This window comes from Rhodovulum adriaticum (assembly GCF_004345735.1).
Lineage (GTDB): Bacteria > Pseudomonadota > Alphaproteobacteria > Rhodobacterales > Rhodobacteraceae > Rhodovulum > Rhodovulum adriaticum.
Genome location: NZ_SLXL01000001.1, coordinates 440,276 through 466,655, shown reverse-complemented (window position 1 = coordinate 466,655; position 26,380 = coordinate 440,276). Strand labels below are relative to the sequence as shown.

Below are 26,380 nucleotides of genomic sequence, written 5' to 3'. Positions count from 1 at the left end.
ATGCCATGAAACGCAGCCTTTTTGCCGTTCTCGCCCTGTTGGCCCTACTGGCCGGGGGCGTCGCCCTCTACCTGATCCGGTCGCCCGCCCCGGCCCCCGACCGTTTCGCGCAATGCCGCACGGATCAAACGGCGTTGGGCGGATCGCAGATCGGCGGCCCCTTTACCCTGGTCAGCGAAACCGGGGAAACGGTGACCGATGCGGACATCGTGACCGGGCCGACACTGATCTATTTCGGCTATACGTTCTGCCCCGATGTCTGCCCGCTGGACAACACGCGCAACGCGCAGGCCGTCTATCTGCTGGATGAGCGGGGCTATGACGTGACGCCGGTCTTCATCTCTATCGATCCGGGGCGGGACACGCCGGAATTGCTGGCCCAGTTCACGGAATACATGCATCCGCGCATGATCGGCCTGACCGGCACACCCGAGCAGGTGGCCGCCGCCAGCCGGGCCTATCGCACGTTTTACAGCGTGCAAGACCCCGAAGAGGAATTCTACCTCATCGACCATTCCACGCTGAGCTATCTGGTTTTTCCGGAAATCGGGTTTGTCGAACACTTCAAGCGCGACGTCACGCCCGCGGACATGGCGGACAGGATCGCATGTTTCGTCGATTCGCTATGAGGTAAATTGACCGTCCGCGCGTAACACCCTAATACTGCAACAACATGACCGTAAGCCGGAGGAAGCCCATGGCCGACAGCACCGAGACCGAGATCGGGGACGATCCCTCTCTGCTGATCGTGGACGATGACGAGCCGTTCCTGCGCCGCCTGTCGCGCGCCATGGAAAAACGCGGGTTCGAGGTCGAGACCGCCGAAACCGTCGCAGCCGGCAAGGCCATCGCCACCGGACGCCCGCCCGCCTATGCGGTGGTCGACCTGAGACTGGAGGATGGCAGCGGCCTGGACGTGGTCGAGGTGCTGCGCGAAAAGCGGCCCGATGCCAAGATCGTGGTGCTGACCGGCTATGGCGCCATCGCCACCGCCGTCGCCGCGGTCAAGGTGGGGGCGACCGACTATCTGTCCAAGCCCGCCGATGCCAACGACGTGACCGCCGCGCTGCTGTCCGATGGCGAAAGCCTGCCGCCGCCGCCGGAAAACCCGATGTCGGCCGACCGCGTGCGCTGGGAACACATCCAGCGGGTCTATGAACAGTGCGACCGCAACGTGTCGGAAACGGCCCGGCGCCTGAACATGCACCGTCGGACCCTGCAGCGCATCCTGGCCAAGCGCAGCCCGCGTTGAGGCGGGGCGCCGCCGCGCTGGCCCTTGCGGGGCTGGCCGCCTGCGCTCCGGCGCCGCCCGACAAGGGCGGCGTTTCCTTTCGTCCCGATGCGGGCGGGTTGTCCGTGCCTGAAACCGGGCAGCGCGTCGATTTCGGGCGCGCGCCCGCCGGGGTGATCGCGCCACTGGCCCGTGAGATGGGGCCGCCCGATGGCCTGCCGCTTGCCAATTGTCCCGAGGGGATCGCGCAGCGCCTGCGCTGGGGCGGGTTGGAACTGACCTTTACCGACGTGCAATTCGTGGGCTGGCGGCAGGACGGGGCATCTGCCGGACAGGTTTGCACCTGAGCGCGGTCAAAGATCGATCCGCTTGAACCATTTTCCCGTCACCTTTCCCGACGCCAGACGCGCATCATGCGCGACTTGCCAGTCGGTAAAGCCCAGGCTTTCATAAAACCGCAGCCCGCCGATATTTTCCGCCCGGATCGCCGCATTCAGCGCGCGATAGCCGCGCGCCCGGCAGGCCGCCTGCGTCGCCTGAAACAGCGCCGTGCCGATCCCGCAGCCGGTCATCCCGATCCGGGTAAAGGTCGCGATATCGGCCATGTCGGCGGGCAGGCCCGGGTGCGGCTCGGCCCATTGAACGCCCACAAGGCGCCCCGTCCCGTCCTGGGCCACGTGCCAGCAGGATCGGTCGGGCGTGGCGACGATCCGTTTTGCCAGCCCGGCCTCTTTCAGCGGTGTTTCCATGGCCGTGGTCCCGCCCGCCGCGATGATCGCGTTCAGCAGCGCCGCGATCTGCGGCGCATCCGCTGCCTGCGCGGGGCGAACGGCGATCATAGCTGCGCCAGCAGTTCAGCATGCCGCGCGGTATAGGCGGCGCGCACCTCGACCGGCGGGCGCAGGCGGATGGTCAGACCCTCGGTCACCTCGGGCTTTGGCTTGCCGAAAAAGCGGTTGGCCTCGGTGATCTCGAACCCGGCGATCTGGGTGGCCTCCAGCCAGGCGGAGACCTTGTCGGCACGCTTGATCTTTTGCTTGACGGTCACGGGCACCTTGGCGGGCAGTCCGAACCGGATATGGATCGCCGTCGCCAGCCGATCGTCCAACTGCCCATAGCCCGGCCCGACCGCCGCCTTGACCGGGGAAATCATGTCGCCGATCACGTATTCCGGCGCGTCGTGCAGCAGCGCGGCCAGCCGCCATTTCGCGAGGGCCTGCGGCACCAGGCGGCCATAGATTTCCTCGACCAGCAGGCAATGTTCAGCCACGGAATAGGCGTAATCCCCGCGCGTCTGCCCGTTCCAGCGCGCGACGAAGGCCAGCCCGTGGGCGATATCCTCGATCTCTATATCCACCGGCGTCGGGTCCAGCAGGTCCAGCCTGCGGCCGGACAGCATGCGTTGCCAGGCGCGGGGTTGTTTCATCGGTCTCTCCCTTGCGGCGCCCGGATGCCACGGGCGGCGCGCATTGTCGAGCCGCGCGCGCGGTGCTATGTGCAGCCCCAAGTGAAAGAGTATCAGGAGAGCGGCGCAATGGCGCAGGACTACATCGTCAAAGATATTTCTCTGGCCGCGTTCGGCCGCAAAGAGCTGGACATCGCCGAGACCGAGATGCCGGGCCTGATGGCCTGTCGCGCGGAATTCGGCGAGGACAAGCCGCTGAAAGGCGCGCGCATCGCGGGCAGCCTGCACATGACGATCCAGACCGCCGTTCTGATCGAGACGCTGACCGCGCTGGGCGCGGATGTGCGCTGGGCGTCGTGCAACATCTTCTCCACCCAGGACCACGCCGCCGCCGCGATCGCCGAGGCGGGCGTTCCGGTCTTTGCCGTCAAGGGCGAAACGCTGGAGGAATACTGGGACTACGCCGACCGCATCTTCCAGTTCCCCGAGGGCGGCGCGAACATGATCCTGGACGATGGCGGCGACGCAACGCTGTACATCCTGCTGGGCGCCCGCGTGGAAAATGGCGAGGAAGATCTGATCGCCGTGCCCACCAGCGAAGAGGAAGAGGCCCTGTTCGCCCAGATCCGCAAGCGCATGGCCGAATCCCCCGGCTGGTTCACGAAACAGCGCGACATGATCCAAGGCGTGTCCGAGGAAACCACCACCGGCGTTCATCGCCTGTATGAACTGATGAACAAGGGCCTGCTGCCCTTCCCGGCGATCAACGTCAACGACAGCGTGACCAAGTCGAAATTCGACAACAAGTACGGCTGCAAGGAATCGCTGGTCGACGGTATCCGCCGCGCCACGGACACGATGATGGCTGGCAAGGTCGCCGTGGTCTGCGGCTATGGCGATGTGGGCAAGGGCAGCGCCGCGTCGCTGGCCGGTGCGGGCGCCCGGGTCAAGGTGACCGAGGCCGACCCGATCTGCGCCCTGCAGGCCGCGATGGACGGGTTCGAGGTGGTGCTGCTGGAGGATGTGATCGGGGATGCCGACATCTTCATCACCACCACCGGCAACAAGGACGTGATCCGCATCGAGCATATGCGCGCGATGAAGGACATGGCGATCGTTGGCAATATTGGCCATTTCGACAACGAAATTCAGGTTGCCGCGCTGAAGAACCACAAATGGACCAACATCAAGGACCAGGTGGACATGATCGAGATGCCCAGCGGCAGCCGGATCATCCTGCTGTCCGAAGGCCGCCTGCTGAACCTCGGCAACGCCACCGGCCACCCGTCCTTCGTGATGTCGGCGTCGTTCACCAACCAGGTGCTGGCCCAGATCGAGCTGTTCACCAAGGGTGACCAGTACGAAAACAAGGTCTACATCCTGCCCAAGCATCTGGATGAAAAGGTCGCGCGCCTGCACTTGGACAAGATCGGCGTGAAACTGACCAAGCTGTCCCCCGAGCAGGCCGCCTATATCGGCGTGACCCCCGAGGGGCCGTTCAAGCCGGAACATTACCGCTACTAAAACGCGGCTATGAAAACAGGAACCGCCGTCCGGGGCATCCCGGGCGGCGGTTTTCTTTTGGATCATTGGCGTGGGGTCAGGATCGGAACGCTGCCCGGATGTCCCGCCCGGCGTTTACGCCGGGCAGCGCCCGAGTAACGGGTTACAGCCCCTCGCCCAGGCCGAAGGTGTCGACCACGTAGTCGATATCCTTGTCGCCCCGGCCGGACAGGTTGATCAGGATCGACTTGCCCGGATGGTTTGCCGCCTCGCGCATGGCAAAGCCGACGGCGTGGGCGCTTTCCAGCGCGGGAATGATCCCCTCGTGCCGCGACAGGGCGTAGAACGCCTTTAGCGCCTCCTTGTCATCGGCGGAGGTATAGGTAACGCGCCCGGTCTTGTGCAGATGGGCGTGCTCCGGTCCCACACCGGGGTAATCCAGTCCCGAGGCGACGGTATGCACCGGGGCGGGTTCGCCTGCCTCATCCGTCAGGACCAGCGTGCGGAAACCGTGGATATCCCCGTCATGGCCATAGGTGATTGTCGCCGCGTGATCGCCCAGGTTGGAGGACGTGCCATGCGGTTCCACGCCGTACAGCGCCACGTCATCGTCGATGAAGCCGGAAAACAGCCCCATCGCGTTCGACCCGCCGCCGACGCAGGCGGCAACCATGTCGGGCAGTTCGCCGGTCATTTCCATGAACTGTTCGCGCGCCTCGACGCCCACGACATGCTGAAAATTGCGCACCATCATCGGAAAGGGATGCGGCCCCACGACGGACCCGATGGCGAACAGGGCCGTGTCGGCCTGTTCCAGGTAGCTGCCGAAACAGGAATCCACCGCCTCTTTCAGCGACCGCCCGCCAAAGGACACCGGTACCACCTGCGCGCCCAGCAGTTTCATCCGCGTGACGTTGGGCGCCTCTTTGGCGATGTCGATCTCGCCCATGTGGATTTCGCATTCCATGCCGAAATAGGCCGCCGCCGTGGCCAGCGCCACGCCGTGCTGGCCAGCGCCGGTTTCGGCCATCAGCTTGGTCTTGCCCATGAATTTTGCCAGCAGACCCTCTGCCATGCAGTGGTTCAGCTTGTGCGCGCCGGTGTGGTTCAGATCCTCGCGCTTGGCATAGATCTGCGCGCCGCCGCAGATTTCGGACAGGTTCCTGAAGTGCGACACCGGGGTCGGGCGGCCCTGAAAATGCCTGCGGATATAGCGCAGTTCCCTGATGAAATCGGCCGATTTGGAAATGGTCTGATAGGCCTCGCGGATTTCCTTGAAATGCGGTTCCAGCGGGGGCGGCAGCATCGCGCCCCCGTAGTCGCCGAAATACCCGTTCGCGTCGGGGGTGCTTTTCAGATACGCGCTCATGCTTTTGCCCTTTCTCCTGATCCTTCGCGGCGAATTTGACGCCCATCCGTTCCGCGGCTCAACGCGCGAAAGCGACACAGGAGGCGGGGTTTTCCCTTTGTCCGGGTCTGTTTTGCCCCTAGGCTTGACCCGACAGGAACGGGTGTCTTGCGTGAAAGGGAGCGAACGATGGGAAAACGTGACGAACTGATCCAGAAATACGCCAACGACCTCAGCCAGAAATGCGGTGTGGAACCGGATATGGACCTGCTGACCAAGGTCACCATCGGCTGCGGTCCTGCGATCTATGACGCGGATGCGGAAACCGTGGCCTCCAGCCAGCCGGGGGAACTGGAAACGGTCAAAACCAACTTTCTGATGAAGAAGCTGGGGCTGCCGGACGGGCCGGACCTGATGGAGGCCATCGACAAGGTCATCGAAACCTATGGCCGGTCCGAGCGGAACAAGTATCGCGCCGTGGTCTACTATCTGCTGACCAAGCATTTCGGCAAGGAAAGCGTCTACGGCTGATCTGAACCGCGCGGCATTTGAAACGAATGCCGTCTATTGCGGTTTTGCGCGGGGTATCGGCCTGCGCTAATCTACAAGGGCCCGCCAGGATGGCCGGCCCTTACAGTTTTGCTTTCACGTGTGGTGCGCAGGGTGCACGTGGGTGGATGGGGGGTTCCGGTTCGGCGGGGCCCCCCATCTTTATTTGGCGCCCGCGTCAGCCGCCCAGCCGACGGTTGCGCATCGCGATCAGCCGCAGCCGCAGCGCGTTCAACTGGATGAAGCCCTGGGCATCCTTCTGGTCATAGGCGCCGGCGTCATCCTCGAACGTCACGTGCTCCTCAGAGTAAAGCGAGTGATCGGACCAGCGGCCCACGGTGCGCACGGACCCTTTGTACAGCTTCAGCCGGACGGTGCCGGTGACGTGCTCTTGCGATTTGTCGATCAGGGCTTGCAGCATTTCGCGTTCGGGGCTGAACCAGAAGCCGTTATAAATCAGCTCTGCGTATTGCGGCATGATCTGGTCTTTCAGGTGCGCCGCACCCCGGTCCAGCGTGATCTGTTCGATGCCGCGGTGTGCCTCCAGCAGGATGGTGCCACCGGGGGTTTCGTAGATGCCGCGCGATTTCATGCCGACGAAGCGGCCCTCGACCAGGTCCAGACGGCCGATGCCGTGCTTGCCGCCCAGCTCGTTCAGCTTGGTCAGGATCGTGGCGGGCGACATCGCCTGGCCGTTGATCGCGACCGCGTCGCCCTTTTCGAACGTCACCTCGATGAATTCGGGGTCGTTCGGGGCATCCTCGGGGTGAACGGTGCGCTGATAGACGTAATCGGGGGCTTCGACCGCCGGATCCTCCAGCACCTTGCCCTCGGACGAGGTGTGCAGCAGGTTCGCATCCACGCTGAACGGGGCCTCGCCACGCTTGTCCTTGGCGATCGGGATCTGGTTCTTTTCGGCGAAATCGATCAGCTTGGTCCGGCTGGTCAGATCCCATTCCCGCCAAGGCGCGATCACCTTGATTTCGGGGTTCAGCGCATAGGCCGCCAGTTCGAACCGCACCTGGTCGTTGCCCTTGCCGGTGGCACCGTGGGCGATGGCGTCGGCGCCGGTTTCTGCCGCGATCTCGATCAACCGCTTGGAAATCAGCGGGCGGGCAATCGAGGTGCCCAGCAGATACAGCCCCTCATAGACCGCGTTGGCCCGGAACATCGGAAAGACGAAGTCGCGCACGAATTCCTCGCGCAGGTCCTCGATATAGATTTCCTTGACGCCCAGCATCTCGGCCTTCTTGCGGGCGGGCTCCAGCTCCTCCCCTTGGCCCAGGTCGGCGGTAAAGCTGACGACCTCGCAGCCATACTCGGTCTGCAACCATTTCAGGATGATCGAGGTATCGAGGCCGCCGGAATAGGCCAGGACGACTTTCTTGGGCGCGGACATTTGGTCCCCTTTCGTCTTTCGGGTAACGGGCGGCGGATAGCCGGTTTTGCCCCCCGGGGCAAGGGAGGGCCGCTTGCACTGGCGCGCAGGACAGTCCAAAGCTGATCGGATGAGCGATTTTGTCGAAAAGGCCCGCGCCGCCGAGGTGGCGATGCGCCGGTTGTTCCCGCCCACGCCGCTGCAACGCAACGTGCACCTGTCCGAACGCTACGGCGCCGATATCTGGCTGAAGCGCGAGGATCTGACGCCGGTGCGATCCTACAAGCTGCGCGGTGCCTTCAACGCCATGCGCAAGGTGATCGCCGCCCAGCCCGACCAAAAGGTGTTCGTCGCTGCCAGCGCGGGCAACCATGCCCAAGGCGTGGCCTTTGCCTGTCGGCATTTCGATGTGCGCGGCGTGATCTTCATGCCGGTCACGACGCCGCAGCAAAAGATCGACAAGACCCGCACCTTTGGCGGCGAGAATATCGAGATCCGCCTGACGGGGGACTATTTCGACGATACGCTGGCCTCTGCCCAGGCCTATTGCGCGCAGGTGGGTGCGCATTTCCTGGCCCCCTTTGACGATGCGGACGTGATCGAGGGGCAGGCCTCGGTCGCGGTGGAAATCCTGTCGGTGCTGTATCACACACCCGACCTGGTGATCCTGCCCGTGGGCGGCGGCGGGCTGGCCGCGGGGGTGGTGTCCTATATGCGCCAGGCCGCGCCGGAAATCGCGTTCAAGTTCGTCGAACCGGCCGGTGGGGCATCGCTGAAAGCGGCGGTTCAGGCGGGCGCGCCGGTCACGCTGCCCGGCGTGGACACCTTTGTCGATGGCGCGGCGGTGGCCCGGGTCGGCGCACGCACCTTTGACCGGCTGCGCGGGATTGCGTCTGCCGACGTGATGCTGGCGCCAGAGGACCGGATTTGCACAACAATGCTGGAAATGCTGAATGTCGAGGGCATCGTGCTGGAACCCGCCGGCGCGCTGGCGGTGGATGTGTTGCCCGAAATGGCCGAGGATATACGCGGCAAGTCGGTGATCTGCGTCACCTCGGGCGGCAATTTCGATTTCGAACGCCTGCCCGAGGTCAAGGAGCGCGCGCAGCGCTATTCGGGGGTGAAGAAGTACTTCATCCTGCGCCTGCCCCAACGTCCGGGCGCGTTGCGCGAATTTCTGGACCTGCTGGGGCCAGAGGACGATGTCGCGCGCTTTGAATACCTGAAGAAGTCGGCGCGGAACTTTGGCACGGTGCTGATCGGGATCGAAACCCGCCAGGCGCAGAATTTTCCGGCCCTTCTGGCGCGGATGGACAGCCACGGTCTGGCCTATCGCGACATTACCGAGGACACGACCCTGGCCGATTTCCTGATCTAGGCCCCCTCGGGGGCGATGCCCCGTTCGCCCAGCAGTACCTGGCGGGACTGGTCGTAACAGGCCCGCAGCGGGGCCAGGTCGATCTGTTGCCCCGTGCGCGCGGCATGTTCCAGCCGCTGGCACAGGGTGGAAAATTCGCGCAGGCCCAGGTTCAGCGCCGCGCCGCGTGCGAAATGCAGCTCATCTGCCATGGCTGCCTGCTCCACCCGGCCCGCAAGGCGGGCCATGGCGTCGTCCATCTCTTCCAGAAACAGTTCCAGCACCTCGGAAAAGGCTGTCTCCCCAACCTCGGTGCGCAAATCCGTGACACGCGCCCAGTCGATCATGGCGCCCTCCATCAAACCGATTACCTTTTACCCGGACAGGGTGTGCCCCAAGGGGTTAAGCAATCCTTTCCGGTCCCGGCCGATCTGCATCGAAATTGCGGTTTCACCTAACGTTAACGATTCGCGCCGTAGCCCGGTTGCGAAGCTGAGCGAGGGCGCCGTGCAACCGCAGACATCCCCAGACCCCGCCGATGGCGCGCCGCCGCTGATCCGGGCGGTGCTGCTGGTTGACGACAGCCGCCTGCAACGGCGCATTCTGCGCGCTTCGCTGGAACGCTGGGGCTATCGGGTGCTGGAATGCGGCACCGGCGAAGAGGCGCTGGATATCTGCCGCACCCAGCCGGTGGACCTGATCATCAGCGACTGGATCATGCCGGGGATGAGCGGGCTGGATTTCTGCCGCGCCTTTCGCGCGCTGGAACGGGAAAGCTACGGCTATTTCATCCTGCTGACCTCGAAATCGGAAACCGGCGAGATGGTGAACGGGCTGGATAACGGTGCCGACGAATTCCTGACCAAGCCGGTGAACGCCAGCGAATTACGGGCGCGGATCGCGTCTGGCGAACGTATCCTGCGGATGGAACGGGAATTGCGCGACAAGAACCGGCTGGTCAGCCACACCCTGTCGGAATTGCAATCCCTTTATGATGCGATCGACCGTGACCTGGCTGCGGCCGAAAAGCTGCAACAATCGCTGGTCAGCGAACGCAGCCGACGATTCGGGCGCGCGTGGGTCTCGCTGCTGATGCAGCCGGCGGGCCGGGTGGGCGGCGATCTGGTGGGCTATTTCCCGGCGGGTCCGGGGCGGCTGGGTCTGTTCGCGGTGGATGTCTCGGGCCACGGCATCAGCGCGGCGATGGTCACGGCGCGGCTGGCGGGCTTGCTATCCTCGCCCTCGGTCGATCAGAATCTGGCGCTGGCGCCCGCGCCCGATGGCGGCGTGGCCGTCCGCCCGCCCGAGGCCGTGGTCGCCGATCTGAACGGCCTGCTGCTGGACGAGATCGAGACCGAGCATTACTTTACCCTGCTGCTGGCGGTGGTCGATCTGGACAGCGGGGCGGTGCGCTATTGCCAGGCGGGGCATCCGCACCCGGTGGTCCAGCGCGCCAGCGGCGGGATAGAGGTTTCGGGCCGGGGCGGGCTGCCCGTCGGCCTGCTGCCGGGGGCAGAGTTTGAGGGCGATACGCTGCATCTGGCCCCCGGTGACCGGGTATTGATCGCATCCGACGGGCTGAGCGAATGCGCTGGCCCGAACGGCGCGCAACTGGGCGATGCCGGGGTGATCCGCATCCTGGGGGCACAGTCCGGGCGATCCGGGCCGGAAGCGCTGGACGCCATCCTGGCCGGGGCGCGCGATCATGCAGGCAGCGCGGGGCTGGCTGACGACATATCCGCCGTGCTGCTGGAGTTTTCCTAGCCCCAGCCCAGCCAGCGCGCCACGAAATGCCGATCGCCGGAATTGCCCAGCCGATGGGCGGCCTCTTCGCCCGGCATCCACAGAGCGGTGTGCCCCGGTTCCAGCGGCGGGCCGTAGGGGCGCACCGGGCGGGCCAGATAGATCACGCACAGCTTTTCCGCCCACAGATCGTATTCCGGCATGTAGGTGAACCGCCGGAACGCCCCCAGCCGCCGGGGCGCGGCGATGTGCCAGCCGGTTTCCTCGTACACCTCGCGGTGCAGGGCCTGCAGGGGGGATTCGCCGGGGTCGATCCCGCCGCCGGGCAGCTGGAATTCCGGTACGGGTTCGGCCTGATGGGTGACCAGCAGATCGGTACCGCGGGCCAGCACCGCATAGGCCCCGGGCCGCAACCGATAGCGTTGGTCCGCCCGGACCGGCTCGCCAAATCGCCTGATCATCCCGTCCCCTTTGTGCTTGGTTGCCGGCCCCTATATAACGCGGGTATGCCAAGCCTTTCGGCACAAGGAAACCCCATGTCACTCGGATCGCAGATCGCCTGGGACGATACCGTCCTGCCCTTTCAGCTGGACCGCAGCGATATTCGCGGCCGCGTCGCCCGTCTGGACGGCGTGCTGGAACAGGTGCTGTCCCAACACGATTACCCGCCAGAGATCGAGGCCCTGGTGGCCGAGGCCGCCCTGCTGACCGCGATGATCGGCCAGACGATCAAGCTGCGCTGGAAACTCAGCCTGCAGGTGCGCGGCGACGGCCCGGTGCGCCTGATCGCCACCGATTACTACGCGCCCGAGGCCGAGGGCGCCCCGGCCCGCATCCGCGCCTATGCCAGTTTCGACGCCGACCGCCTGCAACCGGGCGCCGACCCGTTCGGCCAGATCGGCAAGGGCTATTTCGCCGTGCTGATCGACCAGGGGCGGGACATGGTGCCCTATCAGGGGATCACGCCGATTGCGGGCGGGTCGCTGTCGGCCTGTGCCGAAACCTATTTCGCCCAGTCCGAACAGTTGCCCACGCGGTTCGCGCTGGCCTTTGGCCGGTCGCGGCTGGCGGGGCAGGGGGAACGCTGGCGCGCCGGTGGTGTGATGTTGCAGATGATGCCAGAGGCATCCCCGCACGCAGCGGGCGAGGGCGGCACCGGCGATGCCGGGCTGTTGCAAGCCGATGACATCCTTGACGGTGACGAGGCCGAAAGCTGGACCCGCGCCAACACCCTGTTGGACACGGTCGAAGAGATGGAGCTGATCGGCCCCAGCGTAGAGGCCACCCAACTGCTGGTGCGCCTGTTCCACGAAGAGCGGCCGCGCGTTTTTGACCCCCAGCGGGTGCAGTTCGGCTGCACCTGTTCCGAGGACCGCGTGCGGCAAAGCCTGTCGATCTATTCGGCCAAGGATATCGCCCACATGACCACGGAAGAGGGCATCGTGACCGCCGATTGCCAGTTCTGCGGGGCGCATTACGAACTGGACCCGGCGACGCTGGGCTTCGAGGCCGGGAAAGACGGGGATGACGACTGATCCGATCGCCCCCCTGCGCGCCGCGCTGGCCCGTTCGGGGGGCGAGACCTCGGATTACGATCTGAACCCCGGGTTCCGATTGCCCCAGGGCCGCGTGCTGCGCGATGCTGCGGTATTGGTGCCGGTCTGGCCCACGGCTCGCGGCACGCGGCTGATCCTGACGAAACGGTCGTCGCGGCTGAAACACCATCCCGGCCAGATCGCCTTTCCGGGGGGCAAGGTCGATCCGGGCGATGACGGGCCGGTGGGCGCCGCCCTGCGCGAGGCCGAAGAGGAAATCGGCCTGCCCCGCGACAGCGTCGAGGTTCTGGGCACCCTGCCAGCCCACGAAACCGTCACCGGGTTCACCGTGACGCCCGTTCTGGGCCATGTGCGCGGCGCCTTTACCCCCGTGCCAGAGGCCGGAGAGGTCGAAGAGGTGTTCGACCTGCCCTTTGCCCATGTGATGACGCAGGCGCATTTCGCCGTGCAGTCGCGGATCTGGCGCGGGCAGACACGACGCTATTTCACGGTGCCCTACGGCCCCTATTACATCTGGGGGGCGACCGCGCGCATCCTGCGCGCGCTGGCCGACCGGGTGGCGTGATGCGGATTTCGGGCGAGTGGTTCTTTGCCGATCACACCCAGGCGGTTTGCGCGATGCTGACCGATGCCGGGCATCAGGCGCTGTTCGTGGGCGGTTGCGTGCGCAACGCCCTGCTGGGCGCGCCGGTCAACGATATCGACATCGCCACCGATGCCCGCCCCGAACGGGTGATGGATCTGGCCGCGGCTGCAGGGCTGAAGCCCGTTCCCACCGGGTTCGATCACGGCACGATCACCGTGGTGGCCGGTGGCCTGCCGCATGAGGTGACAACCTTTCGCCGCGATGTGGAAACCTTTGGCCGGCACGCGGTCGTGGCCTTTGCCGACACGGCCCAAGAGGACGCCCACCGCCGCGATTTCACCATGAACGCGCTTTATGCCACGCCCGATGGCACGGTGATCGATCCGCTGGGCGGACTGCCCGATCTGATCGCACGGCGGGTGCGGTTCATCGACGATGCCGACGCGCGGATCCGCGAGGATTACCTGCGCATCCTGCGCTTTTTCCGGTTTCATGCCTGGTACGGCGATCCGGCGGGCGGGCTGGACGCGGATGGGCTGGCGGCCTGTGCGTCGAACGCGGACGGTCTGAAAAACCTGTCGCGCGAACGGGTGGGGGCAGAGTTGAAGAAGCTGCTATCCGCCCCCGATCCGGGCCAAAGCGTCGCCGCGATGGAGGCCAGCGGCCTGCTGGCCCGTGCCCTGCCCGGCGCGGCGGCAAAGGCGCTGCCGGTGCTGGTGCACCTGGAAACCGGCTGGGGCATCGCGCCCGACCCGATCCGGCGCCTGGCTGCCCTGGGCGGGCAGGACCACGCCGACCGCCTGCGGCTGAGCAAGGCAGAGGCCCGCAAGCTGGACCATTTGCGCGCCGCGATCGGCAGCGCCGACAGCCCGGCCGTGCTGGGCTATCGGCTGGGGGTAGATCAGGCGCTGGACGCGGTGCTGCTGCGGGCCGCGCTGCTGGAAACGCCGCTCCTGGCCGATGCGCGCGACGCCATCGCGCGCGGCGCGGCGGCGGAATTCCCGGTGCGCCCGCGCGACCTGATGCCTGCCCTGTCCGGCCCCGCCCTGGGCGCCCGCTTGAAAGAGCTGGAGGCGCGCTGGATCGCATCTGGCTTTGCCCTGACGCGGGACGATCTGCTGGGCGACGGGGGCGGGGCGTGAGCGGGCTGGACCCGCTATACCTGTTCGTCTTTGCCGGGCTGTTTTCGCCGGGGCCGAACGTGGTCCTGCTGACGGCCTCGGGCGCGCGGTTCGGGTTCCGTCGGACCCTGCCCCATGTGGCGGGCGTGGTGATCGGGGTTGGCGTGACCTCTGGCCTGACGGCGTTGGGGATCGGCGCGCTGTTGCTGGCGCAGCCGGGGCTGGCGATGGGGCTGCGCGTGTTGGCGGCGGGCTGGATCCTGTGGATGGCGTGGAAGCTGCTGACCGCCGCGCGTGCGCCGCGGGGGGCTGCGGTGGACCGGCCCTTTACCCTGGTGCAGGCGGTCCTGTTCCAATGGGTCAACCCCAAGGTCTGGGCCATCGCCCTGGCCGCGGCCAGCGGCTACGCCGCCGGGCTGGCCCCGTGGCAAGAGGCGCTGCGCCTGGGCAGCACCTTTTCGGGTATCAACCTGTTCGTCTGCCTGTTCTGGTCCTTTGCCGGGTCGCTGCTGACCTACCTGCTGACCAGTGAACGGGCATGGCGGCTGTTCATGGGGGGTATGTCGCTGGCGCTGGCCGCGTCGGCGGGAATGGTTTTCCTGTAGGCCCATCGCCGCTATATCGTGAACCACCCAGCCAGAAGGCCCGCCCCCTTGTCCCGTTTCTTTGACTTCTTTGAATCGCTTGTCGATCCCTACGCGCCCTACGCCCAGAACGACACGCCGCCCCGCCGGTTGCTGCCGTTCCTGTGGGGCTATGCCCGGCCGTTCAGCCGTGTCTTTGTCCTGTCGCTGGTGGCGGGTGTGCTGGTCGCCGGGGTCGAGGTTTGGCTGATCCATGCCCTGGGGCAGGTGGTGGATGTGCTGTCTACGGGCACGCCCGAACAGGTCTGGGACAGTCACGGCTGGGCGCTGATCGGGCTGGCGGTGTTCCTGCTGGTGCTGCGCCCGCTGTTGCAGGGGTTGGATGTGGCCCTGCTAAACAACGCGATCATGCCCAATTTCGGCACGCTGATCCGCTGGCGCTCGCACGCCCATGTGCTGCGCCAGTCCGTCGGCTGGTTCGAGGAGGACTTCGCCGGCCGCATTGCCAACCGCATCATGCAGACGCCCCCCGCCGCGGGCGAGGCGGTGTTCCAGGTCTTTGACGCGCTGACCTTTGCCACGGCCTATGTCACCGGCGCGCTGATCCTGCTGGGGCAGGCCGATCCCCGGCTGGCGATCCCGCTGGTGATCTGGCTGGTGATGTATGCCGCGCTGGTGCGCTGGACGATCAAGCGGATCGGCCCGGCCTCCAAGGCCGCGTCCGAGGCGCGCAGCATGGTCACCGGCCGCGTTGTGGATGCCTATACCAACATGCAGTCGGTCAAACTGTTCGCCCATCACGACCGCGAACTGGCCTATGCGAAAGAGGCGATCGACCGCACGCGCGAAACCTTTGCCGCCGAGATGCGCATTTTCACCCGGATGGATGTGGGCCTGACACTGCTGAACGGGTTTCTGATCGTCGGCGTCGTGGGTTGGGCCATCGCCCTGTGGATGCAGGGGGCCGCCAGCGTGGGGATCGTGGCGGCGGCAACGGCGCTGACCCTGCGGCTGAACGCGATGACCAGCTGGATCATGTGGGCGCTGTCCAGCTTCTTCCGCTCGCTTGGGGTGGTGGCCGAGGGGATGGAAACCATCGCCCAGCCTATCGCCCTGACCGACGCGGCGGATGCGCGACCGCTGACCCTGGCCCAGGGCGGGATCCGGCTGGATGGGCTGACCCACCATTACGGGCGCGGATCGGGCGGGCTGCAATCGCTGGACCTGACCATCGCACCGGGCGAAAAGGTCGGTCTGGTGGGCCGGTCGGGCGCGGGGAAATCGACGTTGGTCAAGCTCTTGTTGCGGTTCTACGACGCCGAGGGCGGGCGCATCCTGATCGACGGGCAGGACATCGCCCATGTCACCCAGGAATCCCTGCGCCGCCATATCGGCATGGTCGGGCAAGAGGCCAGCCTGATGCACCGCTCTGTCCGCGACAACATCCTGTATGGCCGCCCTGAGGCCAGCGAGGACGAGATGATCGCCGCCGCCAAACGGGCCGAGGCGCATGATTTCATTCTGGACCTTGAGGATCCGCAGGGCCGGCGCGGCTATGATGCCCATGTGGGCGAGCGGGGGGTGAAACTGTCCGGCGGGCAGCGGCAGCGGGTGTCGCTGGCGCGCGTGATCCTGAAGGACGCGCCGATCCTGGTTCTGGACGAGGCAACCAGCGCGCTGGATTCCGAGGTCGAGGCCGCGATTCAGGAAACCCTGTATGGCGTGATGGAGGGCAAGACGGTGATCGCCATCGCGCACCGGCTGTCCACCATCGCCCATATGGACCGGATTGTGGTGCTGGATGACGGGCAGATCGCGGAACAGGGCACCCATGCGGAACTGCTGGCGCAAAACGGCCTGTACGCCCGGTTCTGGGCGCATCAATCCGGCGGCTTCATCGGGACGGAGGCGGCAGAGTGACCCTGACCGTCGAGCGGCTGAGCCTGCGCGGCGAGGGCATCACCGCGGATGGCGTGACCGTTCCCCTGGCCCTGCCGGGCGAAGAGGTGACGGGCGAGATCGTCGAGGGCCGGATTACCGCCCCCCGCATCGTGACCCCGGTCCCCGACCGCGTGCGCGCGCCCTGTCCGCATTTCGCCCGTTGCGGGGGCTGTGCGCTGCAACATGCCAGCGACGATTTCGTGGCCGATTGGAAGGTGCAGGTCGTCGCCCGCGCGCTGGCGGGGCAGGGGCTGGAGGCACCGATGCGCCCGATCCTGACCTCGCCCCCGGCCAGTCGGCGCCGCGCGGTGCTGGCCGGGCGGCGCACGAAAAAGGGGGCGTTGGTGGGGTTCCATGCCCGCGCCTCGGACGTGATCGTGCCGATCCCCGACTGCCGCCTGCTGCATCCCGACCTGATGGCCGCCCTGCCCGCCTGCGAAGAGGTCACGGTCCTGGGCGGGTCGCGCAAGGGTGAACTAGGCCTGACGCTGACCCGGTCGGTGGATGGCGTGGACCTGACTGTGACCCAGGCCAAGCCCGCCGATGGCCCTATGCTGGCCGACCTGGCGGTGCTGGCCGCGCGGCACGATCTGGCCCGTCTGACCTGGAATGGCGACACGCTTGCCACCCGCCGCCCGCCGCGCCAGACGATGGGGCGCGCCCATGTGGTGCCCCCGCCCGGCGCGTTCCTGCAGGCGACAGAGGCGGGGCAGGCGGCCCTGACCGATGCGGTGCGCGCGGCCCTGGGCGATGTGCCCCGTGTGGCCGACCTGTTCGCGGGTTGCGGCACCTTTGCCCTGCCGCTGGCCGAAACCGCGCAGGTCCACGCGGTAGAGGGGTCGGCCGCCATGCTGGCCGCGCTGGATGCCGGATGGCGGCAGGCGCAGGGGCTGAAGCGCGTAACGACAGAGGCGCGCGATCTGTTCCGCCGCCCGCTTATGCCCGATGAGCTGAAAACCTTTGACGCCGTCGTGATCGACCCGCCCCGCGCGGGGGCCGAGGCGCAGGTGGCACAAATCGCGGCCTCATCCCTGCCGGTGGTGGCCATGGTGTCCTGCAACCCGGTCAGTTTCGCCCGCGACGCGCGGGTTCTGACCCAGGCCGGGTTCCGGCTGGATTGGGTGCAGGTGGTCGATCAGTTCCGCTGGTCAGGTCATGTCGAGCTTGCAGCGCGGCTGTCGCGCGGCCATATCGCCTGAGACCCGCAACCAACCCGACGGACAAAAGCGATGAGAGAGAGACTGGCCCGCATCCTGGACCGGCCCCTGACCCGGAATGCCATCATGGGCGTGATCCTGGTGAATGCGGTTCTGCTGGGGATGGAAACATCCGACACGCTGATGGCGCGGGCCGGTGGCCTGATCGTGGCGCTGGACATGGTGTGCCTGGCGATCTTCGTGGCGGAAATCGCGGCCAAGCTGGTGGCGCACCGGATGGCCTTCTTCCGGTCGGGGTGGAACATCTTTGATTTTCTGATCGTCGGCGTCTCGCTGGTGCCGGGGGCGCAGACCCTCAGCGTGCTGCGGGCGCTGCGCATCCTGCGTCTTCTGCGGGTGATTTCCGTTGCACCCCGCCTGCGCCGGGTGGTGGAGGGTTTCATCACCGCGCTGCCGGGGATGGGGTCGGTGTTCATGCTGATGGGCCTGATCTTTTATATCGGGGCGGTGATGGCGACCAAGCTGTTCGGCGATACGTTCCCCGACTGGTTCGGTACGCTGGGCGACAGCGCCTATTCGCTGTTCCAAATCATGACGCTGGAAAGCTGGTCGATGGGCATCGTGCGCCCGGTGATGGAGGTTTACCCCTATGCTTGGGTGTTCTTCGTGCCCTTCATCATGGTCACGACTTTTGCGGTGGTGAACCTGCTGGTCGGTCTGATCGTCAATTCCATGCAGGACGCCCACCACGAAGAGGACAACCAGCGCACCGATGCCTACCGCGACGAGGTTCTGGCCCGGCTGGAGGCCATCGAGGCCCGGCTGATTGCCGCCGAGGGGGCGCAGGGCGCAGGTGCCAGCGCCGCGAAAACCGGCTATGATGGCGGCAACGAACGGGCAGGAAACGGGTAACATCCCATGATGACACGCCGGGTGATGCTGGGGGCTGCCGCATGTGCGGCGCTGGCCGGCTGCGGATCGAAATTCAAAAGCTATGACGGCCCCGAGGTCACGCGCGTCGTCGTGATGAAGTCGCAGCGGCGCATGTACCTGTTGCATCACGACAAGGTGCTGAAGGATTACCGCGTTGACCTGGGCTTTGCCCCCGAGGGGCACAAGCGGCAAGAGGGGGACGGGCGCACCCCCGAGGGGCGTTATGTGATCGACCGGCGGAACCCGAACAGCGAGTTTCACCTGTCACTGGGTATTTCCTATCCGAACACTAAAGACGTAGAGGTGGCCCGCGCAGCCGGGCAAAGCCCGGGCGGCGACATCTTTATCCATGGGCGGGCGGGCAAGCATCGCGGCAAGGGGCGTGACTGGACCGCGGGCTGTATCTCGGTCAAGGACCGCGAGATCGAGGACGTCTATGCGATGGTGCGCAAGGGCACCGTCATCGACATCCTGCCCTGAGCGTCAGCCGGTGGGCGCCTCGGCCAGGGATGCCTTGCGGCCGGTCAGCAGGGTCCACCAGATCTTGCCGTTGGGTTCCTGGAAGAAGGAAAAGCCCAGATGCGTGGCCTGCGGGTCCAGGATCACGTCACGGGTATCGGGCTGTTCCATCCAGGCGGCGAGGGTATCAAGCTCTGTCTCGTAGGTTTCCGAGATGTTTTCACCCCGCAGGGTGCCGCCGAACCCGGCGCGCTGCACCCGTTCCAGCGGCGACGACCCGTCCGAACCGAAATGCCAGGGGCGGTTCTGGACCGACATGTCGCGCGAATGGGTGGCGGCGGCGGCGTTCAGGCGCGAGTCCAGTTGCAGATCGGCCATGCCGCGGGCCTGGCGCAGGGCGTTGACTGCGTCCAGCATCCGGAACTGGATCTTGGAACTGTCGGCGCGCGAAATGCGGTAGACCTGCGGCAGGGGTTTGCCGTCGGGGCCCATTCGAACCTCTGTCGTGGTGGTGCAGGCCGACAAAGCCGCCACAAGGCCGAGACCGATCCAGAACGAACGCGTTTTCACCGGAATTTCCTTTCGCTACCCGGTGTTTTCCTAGCCCGTCTGCCGACGCACTTCAAACCCCCGGCGCGGGTTTCGGGCGCGGGTTACGCCGCTTTGATTTGCGACTGTCGCGCGCAAGCCATACAGTTAAGGAAAGTGACGGAACTTTCCGCGTGACGGAGTGAATGATGAGCAGACCTGACAAGACGATGCTGTCGCGGCGCGGTTTCGTGGCGTGTGGCGCGGCGTTGAGCGGTGCGCTGGCCGCGCCCAGCGTGCTGGCCCAGTCGATCGAGATCGAGCCGGACATTACCAATACGGTGCGGCGCAACATCTCCAGTTTCCGCGCGCTGGACTGGCGGCCCTATTTCGCCAACCTGCGCAACGGGGCGATCCTGGTCGATACGACCTCGCGCGCGCTGCATTTCTGGTCCGAGGATTCCAGTGTCTACAAGCTGTACCCGACCTCGGTTCCGCTTTCCGAGGATCTGACGCGCCGCGGGCGGACAAGCGTGATCCGCAAGGTCGAGGGCCCGGACTGGGCACCGACCCCGGCGATGAAGATCCGCAATCCCGAATGGCCCGACTACGTGCCGCCGGGCCCCAACAACCCGCTGGGCACCCATGCGCTGTACCTGAGCTGGACCTATTACCGTATCCACGGCACCCACGACACGCGCAAGATCGGGCGCCGGTCGTCGAACGGCTGCATCGGGCTGTACAACGAACATATCGCAGAACTGTTCGGGCTGGCGAAAGTTGGTACGCAAGTGTTGCTAATTTGACGATATCGCGGCAGATGCGGCATCTGGTCCAATCGTCCGATTGCAATGCGGCGGAAATCTGCCCTACACATCCCATGCAGATATGTCATTCAGGAAGCGTGGCCATCCACCCGCTTTGACACAGGAGAGTGCAATGAAAAAGATCGCCCTTGCCGCCGCCGTTTCGGTCGCCGCCACCACCGCCTTTGCCGGCGGCTACTCCGAGCCCGTGATCGAGCCGGAAATCATCGTCGAAGACACCTCGTCCTCGGCCGCTGGCATCCTGGTCCCGATCGTGGCCCTGGTGCTGGTCGCCGCCGTGCTGAACGACTGATCGTTCCCACGCGGACAAAATAGAAAGGCGGTGGCCTCGGCCACCGCCTTTTCATTTGTGCGGGGTGTCTTGTGCGACGGGCGCGGCCGCTATTCCAGCCAGCCGCGCAGGTTGGCGCGAATCACGTCGGACAATGCGGCGACATGCTGGTCGTCGTCGTTCAGGCAGGGGATATAGGTGAATTCCTCGCCGCCCGCCTCTTCAAAGCTTTCCCGGATCTCTTCGTTGATCTCTTCCAGGGTCTCGATGCAGTCGGCGGAAAAGGCCGGGGCGATCACGGCAATACGCTTCTTGCCGCGTTCGGCAAGGCGCGCCACCTCTTCGACAGTGTAGGGCTGCAGCCATTCCTCGGGGCCAAAGCGCGACTGAAAGGTCGTGGTGATCTGCGTGTCGTCCCAGCCCAGCTTTTCCTTCAGCAGGCGGGTCGTCTTGACACACTGGCAATGATACGGGTCGCCCTCGGTCAGATAACGCTGCGGCACCCCGTGATAGGAACAGACCAGCATATCGGGCTTGTTTTCCAGCGCGTCATAGCCCCGCTTGACCGATGCGGCCAGCGCCTCGACATAGTTGGGATGGTCGAAATAGGCGGGCACGGTGCGAACCTCGGGCTGCCATTTCTCCTCCATCAGCGCGCGGAAGAAATGGTCGTTGGCCGTGGCCGAGGTGGCGCCGGAATATTGCGGATACAGCGGGAAGAACAGGATCTTGCGGCAGCCCTGATCGACCAGCGCGCGCACCTTGGCCTTGGTCGAGGGGTTACCATAGCGCATGCAGTAATCGACCACGACATTATCGCCATAGGCGGCCTGCATCGTCTCGCGGATCTTGCGCGTCTGGTCCTTGGTGATGGTCATCAGCGGGCTTTCGCCGGCCTCGTGGTTCCAGATCGACTTGTACGCCTCGCCCGAGGAAAACGGCCGCTTGGTCAGGATGATCAGTTGCAAAAGGGGCTGCCAGATCCAGGGCGAATAGTCGATCACCCGCTTGTCGGACAGAAATTCGCCCAGATAGCGGCGCATGGACCAGTAATCGTAATTATCCGGCGTGCCGAGGTTGGCCAACAGGATGCCAACCTTTTCGCGCGGAATCTTCGGGTGATCGGCAGGCGCATGGGCCGGGCACTCGGCGGTGTCCGCTGCGGATTCGCTCAGGGCCGCACCTTGCTTGGAATCGAACATAATCTCGGGTCCGGGCTGGTCTTTGGGGTCCAATTTAGAATTCCTCAAGGACATATACGCATTTACTCGGGGGTCAATCTGATCCCCGACTTTTCCTGTCGGGCAATGTGACCTCGGCGGTGCCCAGAGCGTCGGCCAATCTGGTCGTGGCGCTGCCGGGGCGCAGAGGTTTTTGCTGTTTATCGTCTGGGGCCCACCCTGTGAGGTAGATCATTTCAGCCGTTGCGGGAATGCGGCCATCCGGCCCGGCATGGGCCTGTGCATAGCGGCGCGCGGCCTCGGCGAACAGGTTGCGGGGCGCGGCGCGACGATGGCGGGCGGCCAGCGCGTTGGCTTCGCCCATCGCGCGCAGATCGCGCATCAGGTGAAAAGGCGTTTCATAACTGACGGTTTGCACCACGCTGTCGGCCACGGGCAGGGCAAAGCCCGCCCTTTGCAGCAGCGCGCCCAGATCGCGGATTTCCCCCATCGGCAGCACGCGCGGGGACAGGCCGCCGGTCAGGGCGACCTCGGCCTCGGCCAGGGCGGCGCGCAATTCGTGCAGGCTGCGGCCGCCGAACAGAATGCCCAGAAACAACCCATCCGGGCGCAGCGCGCGGCGGCACTGCACCAGTTGGCCCACCGGATCGTTGGCCCAATGCAGGGCCAGCGCATGGATCACAAGATCGTGTGCGCCCGGTTCCAGGTCCAGGATGTCGGCATCGGGCACGATCCGCGCGCCGGGCAGGGCCGGCGCCCAGACCTGGGCAAAGGGGGTGACGACCGCAGGGGCGGTAAAGCTTCTGTTAACCTCTTCCAGCCTTTCCTGAACCTCGTCCGCCACTGTGTGGTGCAGGAATAGTGCGGGCGCGCGGCGGGTACGGGCGCGCGCGCGGGCGAGGGCAGGGCGGTCGGTCAGGTCGGGCGGTCGGGTCATGGGCGGTCCGGCTGGTTGGCGAAGGGCAGACATAGGGGGATTGCCAGGTGATGCAAAGCGCGCTGCGGCTAATCTATCCACCCCGCTGCGTCTCCTGCGGGGACACCGTGGCCCAGGATTTCGCCCTGTGTCTGCCCTGCTGGGGGCAGACGCCCTTTGCCGCCGGGCTGGTCTGCGATGCCTGCGGCACGCCCCTGCCGGGGCAGGACAGCGGCCAGCCGGAATATTGCGATGCCTGCCTGACCCGCCCGCGCGCCTGGACGCGGGGACGTGCGGCGCTGGTCTATGCGGACAACGCGCGCAAGCTGGTCCTGGCCCTGAAACATGGCGACCGGACCGACCTGGCCCGCCCCGCCGCCGTTTGGCTGCTGCGCGCCGCGCGGCCGGTGCTGATGCCGGGGATGCTGGTGGTGCCGGTGCCGCTGCACCGCTGGCGGCTGGTGCGGCGGCGCTATAACCAGGCGGCGCTGCTGTCGGCGGGGCTGGCGCGGGCGGCGGGGCTGGATCACTGCCCCGATCTGCTGATCCGGCCGCACGCGACACCCATTCTGGACGGGCTGGGGGCCGAGGCCCGCTTTGCCGCGCTGGACGGTGCCATCGCGGTGCATCCGCGCCGCCGGGACCGGCTGGCCGGGCGCGGGGTGTTGCTGGTCGATGACGTGATGACATCCGGCGCAACGCTGGAGGCCGCGGCCCGCGCCTGCCTGGCCGCCGGCGCGGTCGAGGTGCGAATCGCCGTGCTGGCCCGCGTTGCGCAGAACCTGTGAATCCCCCATATTCCCCGAAACCCAAGGGGAACCCGTAATGCAGACCGTGGAAATCTACACTTCGCCCTATTGCAGCTTTTGCCACGCGGCCAAGCGGCTGTTGGACCAGAAGGGCGTCAGCTATGCCGAAATCGACGTGGCGATGGAACCCAAGCGCCGCGAGGAAATGATGACGCGCGCCAATGGCGGCTATACCGTGCCGCAAATCTTTGTCGGGCAGACCCATGTGGGCGGCTGCGACGACCTGTATGCGCTGGAACGGGCGGGCAAGCTGGACCCGCTGCTGGCGGGCTAGGCGGGATGCGCGCGGCGCTGGTTCAGATGACCTCGGGCGACGACCCGGCGGACAACCTGCGTCAGGCGCGCGGCTATCTGCGCGAGGCGACAGCCGGGGGCGCGGATTTCGTGCTGACGCCCGAGGTGACGAACTGTCTGTCGGCCAGCTGCGCCGTGCAAGAGCGTGCCTTGCAGCGGCAGGACGCGGACCCGACCCTTGCCGCCCTGCGGGCAGAGGCGGCCGAGCTGGGCATCTGGCTGTTGATCGGATCGCTGGCGCTGAAAACCGATGATCCGGACGGGCGCTTTGCCAACCGATCCTTTCTGATCGCGCCCGATGGCGGCATCGCGGCGTGGTACGACAAGATCCACATGTTCGACGTGCAGATCAGCGAAACCGAAACCTACCGCGAATCCGACGGCTACCGCCCCGGCGACCGGGCGGTGCTGGCGCAGACGCCCTTTGGTGCCGTGGGGCTGAGCGTGTGCTATGACCTGCGCTTTGCCCATCTTTACCGCGGGCTGGCGCAGGCGGGGGCGGAAATCCTGACGGTGCCCGCGGCCTTTTCCCCGGTTACGGGGGCGGCGCATTGGGAACCGCTGTTGCGCGCCCGCGCGATCGAGACCGGCTGTTACGTTCTGGCGCCCGCCCAATGCGGGCTGCACCCCGCATCCGAGGGGCGCGCGCGGCGCACCCATGGGCACGCGCTGGCGGTGTCGCCCTGGGGCGAGGTTCTGGCCGATGCGGGCGCGGCGCCGGGCATCGTCTATGTCGATCTGAACCGGCAAGAGGTCGCCCGCGCCCGTGCCCGCGTGCCGTCCATCACCCACGACCGCCCCTTTGCGCCGCCCGCATGACGGATCGTAACGACAGCCTGGCCATCTCGCTGTTTTCAGAGATTTTCATGGCCGACCAACTGGCCCGAAACCGGATTTCCCGGGCCCTGCCCCGTGGGATGGAGCTGAGCCATTTTTCCGTCCTGAACCACCTGGCGCGGTTGAACGAGGAACGCACGCCCGCGCAATTGGCCGCCGCCTTTCACGTCACGCGGGGCGCGATGACGAACACGCTGAACCGGCTGGATTGGGCGGGTCATGTCCATATCCGCCCCGACTGGGACGACGCCCGGCGCAAGCTGGTGTCGATCAGCCCGGCGGGACGGTCGGCGTGCGACGCGGCGATCCAGGCCATCGCGCCGGTCCTGGCCGAGGCAGTCGCCGATATAGGCGAGGACCGCCTGCGCGCCGCCCTGCCTGTGTTGCGCCTGCTGCGGCAAAAACTGGAAGGCGGGCGTTAGGCTTGCGCGGGGGCGGCGGACGGGCGACAAGAGATCACCCGGCTGAAACAGGAAAGGGATCAGCATGAAATTCGTCGCGCGCGAGGATATCGCGGCCCCGATCGAAGAGGTTTATGCCGTCCTCACCGATTTCGAGGCGATGGAACGCGCCGCCATGCGCCGCGGCGCCGAGGTGCAGCGCACCGACACGCTGACCCAGCCCGGCCCCGGCATGGCCTGGGAGGCCCGGTTCAAGTTTCGCGGCAAGGAACGTGCGGTTCAGACCGAACTGGCGCAGATGACCCCGCCCGAGGTGATCGGCCTGAAATCCACCGTCGGGGGGCTGCATGGCCTGACCGCTGTCGATCTGGTGCCGCTGTCGCCCAAGCAGACCCGCCTGTCCGTTGCGATAGAGTTGAAACCCGACTCGATGCCCGCGCGGGTATTCCTGCAAAGTCTGCGCCTGGCCAAGGGCAAGCTGAGCCAGAGATTCGACAAGGCGCTGCGGAAATTCGGCCGCGATCTGGAGTCGGGGCGGTTCAGCAAATAGGGCCTAGTTGCGTTTCCGGTCCGCCGGATAGACGCCCAGGATATTCAGGTAAGAGGTGAAATAGGCAAGCTCCTCCAGTGCGCGGCGCACGGGGGCATCCTCGGGGTGGCCTTCGATATCAGCGTAGAACCGGGTGGCGGTGAACGATCCGTCGACCATGTAGCTTTCCAGCTTGGTCATGTTCACGCCGTTGGTGGCGAACCCGCCCATCGCCTTGTACAGCGCGGCGGGGATGTTGCGCACCTCGAACACGAATGTCGTCATCATCCCCCTGTCGCCGCGCCGGGAATGGTCCGGTTCGCGCGCCATCAGCAGAAAGCGCGTGGTGTTCTTGTCGTGGTCCTCGATATGGCGGGCCAGGATGTCCAGCCCGTAGATTTCCGCGGCCAGATCGCCCGCCAATGCGCCCAGCGTGGGATCGCCCGCCTGCGCGACATGCTGCGCCGATCCGGCGGTATCGGCGGCGGTCACCCGGTGGATGCCGTGGGTCTGCAGGAAATCGCGGCACTGGCCCAACAGGACCGTATGGCTCATCGCGCGTTCGATCCGGTCCAGCGGCGTGCCGGGCAGACCCAGCAGGTTGATATGCACCCGCACGAAGGCCTCATCCACGATGTGTAGCCCCGAAAGCGGCAGCAATTGGTGAATGTCGGCCACCCGCCCGTAGGTCGAGTTTTCGACCGGCAGCATCGCCAGGTCCGCCGCGCCGCTGCGCACCGCCTCGATCACGTCTTCAAAGGTGCGGCAGGGCAGGGCCTCCATCTCCGGGCGGGCGTCCTGGCAGGCCTGGTGCGAATAGGCGCCTGGCTCTCCCTGAAAGGCGATGCGACGGGTCATGGCACGGCTTTCCTGCTGGGTCGGGTGGATATGACGTGGGGTGATATACCTTGCGCCAGCAGAGGGGAAGCGCGTAAG

The 26,380-nt window shown here is 66.1% G+C and carries 32 protein-coding genes; 22 read left to right on the top strand and 10 right to left on the bottom strand.

Annotated elements, in window-relative coordinates; translation table 11 throughout:
* The first annotated feature begins 5 nt into the window (after positions 1–5).
* The 3 genes from EV656_RS02155 to EV656_RS02145 all read left to right on the top strand — a co-directional run bounded on the left by EV656_RS02155 (position 6) and on the right by EV656_RS02145 (position 1,578).
* The gene (locus EV656_RS02155; protein ID WP_132598977.1) at positions 6–629 is read left to right on the top strand and encodes an SCO family protein; all 624 of its coding nucleotides are present in this window, start codon (positions 6–8) and stop codon (positions 627–629) included.
* Between the two features lie 68 nt (positions 630–697).
* Positions 698–1,252: an ActR/PrrA/RegA family redox response regulator transcription factor gene (locus EV656_RS02150; protein WP_132598975.1), complete on the top strand. Its 555-nt coding sequence runs from the start codon at positions 698–700 to the stop codon at positions 1,250–1,252.
* The gene (locus EV656_RS02145; RefSeq protein ID WP_132598973.1) at positions 1,249–1,578 is read left to right on the top strand and encodes a hypothetical protein; all 330 of its coding nucleotides are present in this window, start codon (positions 1,249–1,251) and stop codon (positions 1,576–1,578) included. Before EV656_RS02150 ends, EV656_RS02145 begins: the two co-directional genes overlap by 4 nt.
* Positions 1,579–1,584: 6 nt before the next feature.
* Here the strand turns inward: EV656_RS02145 and EV656_RS02140 are convergent, their stop codons facing one another.
* Together EV656_RS02140 and EV656_RS02135 are read right to left on the bottom strand one after the other, a co-directional pair.
* Positions 1,585–2,070 (bottom strand): GNAT family N-acetyltransferase, encoded by a 486-nt coding sequence (locus EV656_RS02140; RefSeq protein ID WP_132598971.1) that lies wholly within the window; start codon positions 2,068–2,070, stop codon positions 1,585–1,587.
* Positions 2,067–2,657, bottom strand: coding sequence for an HD domain-containing protein (locus EV656_RS02135; RefSeq protein ID WP_132598969.1), 591 nt, complete (start codon positions 2,655–2,657; stop codon positions 2,067–2,069). Before EV656_RS02135 ends, EV656_RS02140 begins: the two co-directional genes overlap by 4 nt.
* A 108-nt stretch (positions 2,658–2,765) precedes the next feature.
* Between EV656_RS02135 and ahcY the strand changes: the two genes are divergently transcribed.
* Positions 2,766–4,160 carry an adenosylhomocysteinase gene (ahcY, locus tag EV656_RS02130; RefSeq protein WP_132598967.1) on the top strand — a complete coding sequence of 465 codons (1,395 nt, stop codon included), beginning with the start codon at positions 2,766–2,768 and terminating at the stop codon, positions 4,158–4,160.
* 142 nt (positions 4,161–4,302) lie between these two features.
* On the opposite strand, the gene trpB is transcribed toward ahcY, so the two are convergent.
* A complete protein-coding gene (gene trpB / locus EV656_RS02125) occupies positions 4,303–5,508 on the bottom strand; it encodes a tryptophan synthase subunit beta (RefSeq protein WP_132598965.1) in 1,206 nt (401 codons plus the stop codon).
* Between the two features lie 168 nt (positions 5,509–5,676).
* On the opposite strand from trpB, the gene EV656_RS02120 reads away from it, so the two are divergent.
* Positions 5,677–6,018: a DUF2853 family protein gene (locus tag EV656_RS02120; protein WP_132598963.1), complete on the top strand. Its 342-nt coding sequence runs from the start codon at positions 5,677–5,679 to the stop codon at positions 6,016–6,018.
* Between the two features lie 196 nt (positions 6,019–6,214).
* Here the strand turns inward: EV656_RS02120 and EV656_RS02115 are convergent, their stop codons facing one another.
* Complete coding sequence (locus EV656_RS02115; protein ID WP_132598961.1) at positions 6,215–7,435, bottom strand: argininosuccinate synthase; 1,221 nt, start codon at positions 7,433–7,435, stop codon at positions 6,215–6,217.
* Between the two features lie 109 nt (positions 7,436–7,544).
* On the opposite strand from EV656_RS02115, the gene ilvA reads away from it, so the two are divergent.
* Entirely contained in the window at positions 7,545–8,792 is a 1,248-nt protein-coding gene (ilvA, locus tag EV656_RS02110; protein WP_132598959.1) for a threonine ammonia-lyase IlvA, read from the top strand.
* Here the strand turns inward: ilvA and EV656_RS02105 are convergent.
* Entirely contained in the window at positions 8,789–9,118 is a 330-nt protein-coding gene (locus EV656_RS02105) for an Hpt domain-containing protein (RefSeq protein WP_165918919.1), read from the bottom strand. The two genes, ilvA and EV656_RS02105, sit on opposite strands and share 4 nt — an antisense overlap.
* Before the next feature lie 160 nt (positions 9,119–9,278).
* On the opposite strand from EV656_RS02105, the gene EV656_RS02100 reads away from it, so the two are divergent.
* Positions 9,279–10,535, top strand: a complete 1,257-nt coding sequence (locus tag EV656_RS02100) for a PP2C family protein-serine/threonine phosphatase (RefSeq protein WP_243695667.1) — start codon at positions 9,279–9,281, stop codon at positions 10,533–10,535.
* On the opposite strand, the gene EV656_RS02095 is transcribed toward EV656_RS02100, so the two are convergent.
* On the bottom strand, positions 10,532–10,975 hold the full coding sequence (locus tag EV656_RS02095; RefSeq protein WP_132598955.1) for an NUDIX hydrolase: 444 nt from the start codon (positions 10,973–10,975) through the stop codon (positions 10,532–10,534). The two genes, EV656_RS02100 and EV656_RS02095, sit on opposite strands and share 4 nt — an antisense overlap.
* Before the next feature lie 75 nt (positions 10,976–11,050).
* On the opposite strand from EV656_RS02095, the gene hslO reads away from it, so the two are divergent.
* The 8 genes from hslO to EV656_RS02055 are packed head-to-tail and all read left to right on the top strand — an operon-like array spanning position 11,051 to position 18,872.
* Positions 11,051–12,049 (top strand): Hsp33 family molecular chaperone HslO, encoded by a 999-nt coding sequence (gene hslO / locus EV656_RS02090; RefSeq protein ID WP_132598953.1) that lies wholly within the window; start codon positions 11,051–11,053, stop codon positions 12,047–12,049.
* A complete protein-coding gene (locus EV656_RS02085; protein ID WP_132598951.1) occupies positions 12,039–12,635 on the top strand; it encodes a CoA pyrophosphatase in 597 nt (198 codons plus the stop codon). Before hslO ends, EV656_RS02085 begins: the two co-directional genes overlap by 11 nt.
* On the top strand, positions 12,635–13,798 hold the full coding sequence (locus EV656_RS02080) for a CCA tRNA nucleotidyltransferase (protein ID WP_132598949.1): 1,164 nt from the start codon (positions 12,635–12,637) through the stop codon (positions 13,796–13,798). The genes EV656_RS02085 and EV656_RS02080 overlap by 1 nt, the downstream gene beginning before the upstream one ends.
* The gene (locus EV656_RS02075) at positions 13,795–14,382 is read left to right on the top strand and encodes a LysE family translocator (protein ID WP_132598947.1); all 588 of its coding nucleotides are present in this window, start codon (positions 13,795–13,797) and stop codon (positions 14,380–14,382) included. Before EV656_RS02080 ends, EV656_RS02075 begins: the two co-directional genes overlap by 4 nt.
* A 48-nt stretch (positions 14,383–14,430) precedes the next feature.
* Positions 14,431–16,281: an ABC transporter ATP-binding protein gene (locus tag EV656_RS02070; RefSeq protein ID WP_132598945.1), complete on the top strand. Its 1,851-nt coding sequence runs from the start codon at positions 14,431–14,433 to the stop codon at positions 16,279–16,281.
* Positions 16,278–17,501: a class I SAM-dependent RNA methyltransferase gene (locus tag EV656_RS02065; RefSeq protein WP_132598943.1), complete on the top strand. Its 1,224-nt coding sequence runs from the start codon at positions 16,278–16,280 to the stop codon at positions 17,499–17,501. Before EV656_RS02070 ends, EV656_RS02065 begins: the two co-directional genes overlap by 4 nt.
* Before the next feature lie 30 nt (positions 17,502–17,531).
* A complete protein-coding gene (locus tag EV656_RS02060; RefSeq protein WP_132598941.1) occupies positions 17,532–18,371 on the top strand; it encodes an ion transporter in 840 nt (279 codons plus the stop codon).
* A 6-nt stretch (positions 18,372–18,377) separates the two neighbouring features.
* Positions 18,378–18,872, top strand: a complete 495-nt coding sequence (locus tag EV656_RS02055; RefSeq protein WP_132598939.1) for a L,D-transpeptidase family protein — start codon at positions 18,378–18,380, stop codon at positions 18,870–18,872.
* A gap of 3 nt (positions 18,873–18,875) precedes the next feature.
* Here the strand turns inward: EV656_RS02055 and dalA are convergent, their stop codons facing one another.
* Positions 18,876–19,421 carry a divisome-associated lipoprotein DalA gene (dalA, locus tag EV656_RS02050; protein ID WP_481883007.1) on the bottom strand — a complete coding sequence of 182 codons (546 nt, stop codon included), beginning with the start codon at positions 19,419–19,421 and terminating at the stop codon, positions 18,876–18,878.
* Positions 19,422–19,588: 167 nt separating this feature from the next.
* Here dalA and EV656_RS02045 point away from each other — a divergent pair, with 167 nt between their 5' ends.
* Complete coding sequence (locus EV656_RS02045; protein WP_132598937.1) at positions 19,589–20,185, top strand: L,D-transpeptidase; 597 nt, start codon at positions 19,589–19,591, stop codon at positions 20,183–20,185.
* Between the two features lie 133 nt (positions 20,186–20,318).
* Entirely contained in the window at positions 20,319–20,498 is a 180-nt protein-coding gene (locus tag EV656_RS02040; RefSeq protein ID WP_132598935.1) for a hypothetical protein, read from the top strand.
* Between the two features lie 89 nt (positions 20,499–20,587).
* Here EV656_RS02040 and hemH read toward each other — a convergent pair whose 3' ends face one another.
* Entirely contained in the window at positions 20,588–21,679 is a 1,092-nt protein-coding gene (hemH, locus tag EV656_RS02035) for a ferrochelatase (protein WP_132598933.1), read from the bottom strand.
* A gap of 73 nt (positions 21,680–21,752) precedes the next feature.
* A complete protein-coding gene (locus EV656_RS02030) occupies positions 21,753–22,595 on the bottom strand; it encodes a methyltransferase domain-containing protein (protein WP_132598931.1) in 843 nt (280 codons plus the stop codon).
* A 50-nt stretch (positions 22,596–22,645) separates the two neighbouring features.
* On the opposite strand from EV656_RS02030, the gene EV656_RS02025 reads away from it, so the two are divergent.
* The 5 genes from EV656_RS02025 to EV656_RS02005 all read left to right on the top strand — a co-directional run bounded on the left by EV656_RS02025 (position 22,646) and on the right by EV656_RS02005 (position 25,465).
* Positions 22,646–23,362, top strand: a complete 717-nt coding sequence (locus EV656_RS02025) for a double zinc ribbon domain-containing protein (RefSeq protein ID WP_132598929.1) — start codon at positions 22,646–22,648, stop codon at positions 23,360–23,362.
* A gap of 37 nt (positions 23,363–23,399) precedes the next feature.
* Positions 23,400–23,657 (top strand): glutaredoxin 3, encoded by a 258-nt coding sequence (gene grxC, locus EV656_RS02020; protein WP_132598927.1) that lies wholly within the window; start codon positions 23,400–23,402, stop codon positions 23,655–23,657.
* A gap of 5 nt (positions 23,658–23,662) precedes the next feature.
* Positions 23,663–24,496, top strand: coding sequence for a carbon-nitrogen hydrolase family protein (locus tag EV656_RS02015; protein ID WP_132598925.1), 834 nt, complete (start codon positions 23,663–23,665; stop codon positions 24,494–24,496).
* Positions 24,493–24,936 carry a MarR family winged helix-turn-helix transcriptional regulator gene (locus EV656_RS02010; protein WP_132598923.1) on the top strand — a complete coding sequence of 148 codons (444 nt, stop codon included), beginning with the start codon at positions 24,493–24,495 and terminating at the stop codon, positions 24,934–24,936. Before EV656_RS02015 ends, EV656_RS02010 begins: the two co-directional genes overlap by 4 nt.
* 64 nt (positions 24,937–25,000) lie before the next feature.
* Positions 25,001–25,465, top strand: coding sequence for an SRPBCC family protein (locus tag EV656_RS02005; RefSeq protein WP_132598922.1), 465 nt, complete (start codon positions 25,001–25,003; stop codon positions 25,463–25,465).
* 3 nt (positions 25,466–25,468) lie between these two features.
* On the opposite strand, the gene EV656_RS02000 is transcribed toward EV656_RS02005, so the two are convergent.
* Positions 25,469–26,302 (bottom strand): prephenate dehydratase, encoded by an 834-nt coding sequence (locus tag EV656_RS02000; RefSeq protein ID WP_132598920.1) that lies wholly within the window; start codon positions 26,300–26,302, stop codon positions 25,469–25,471.
* Positions 26,303–26,380: the final 78 nt, after the last annotated feature.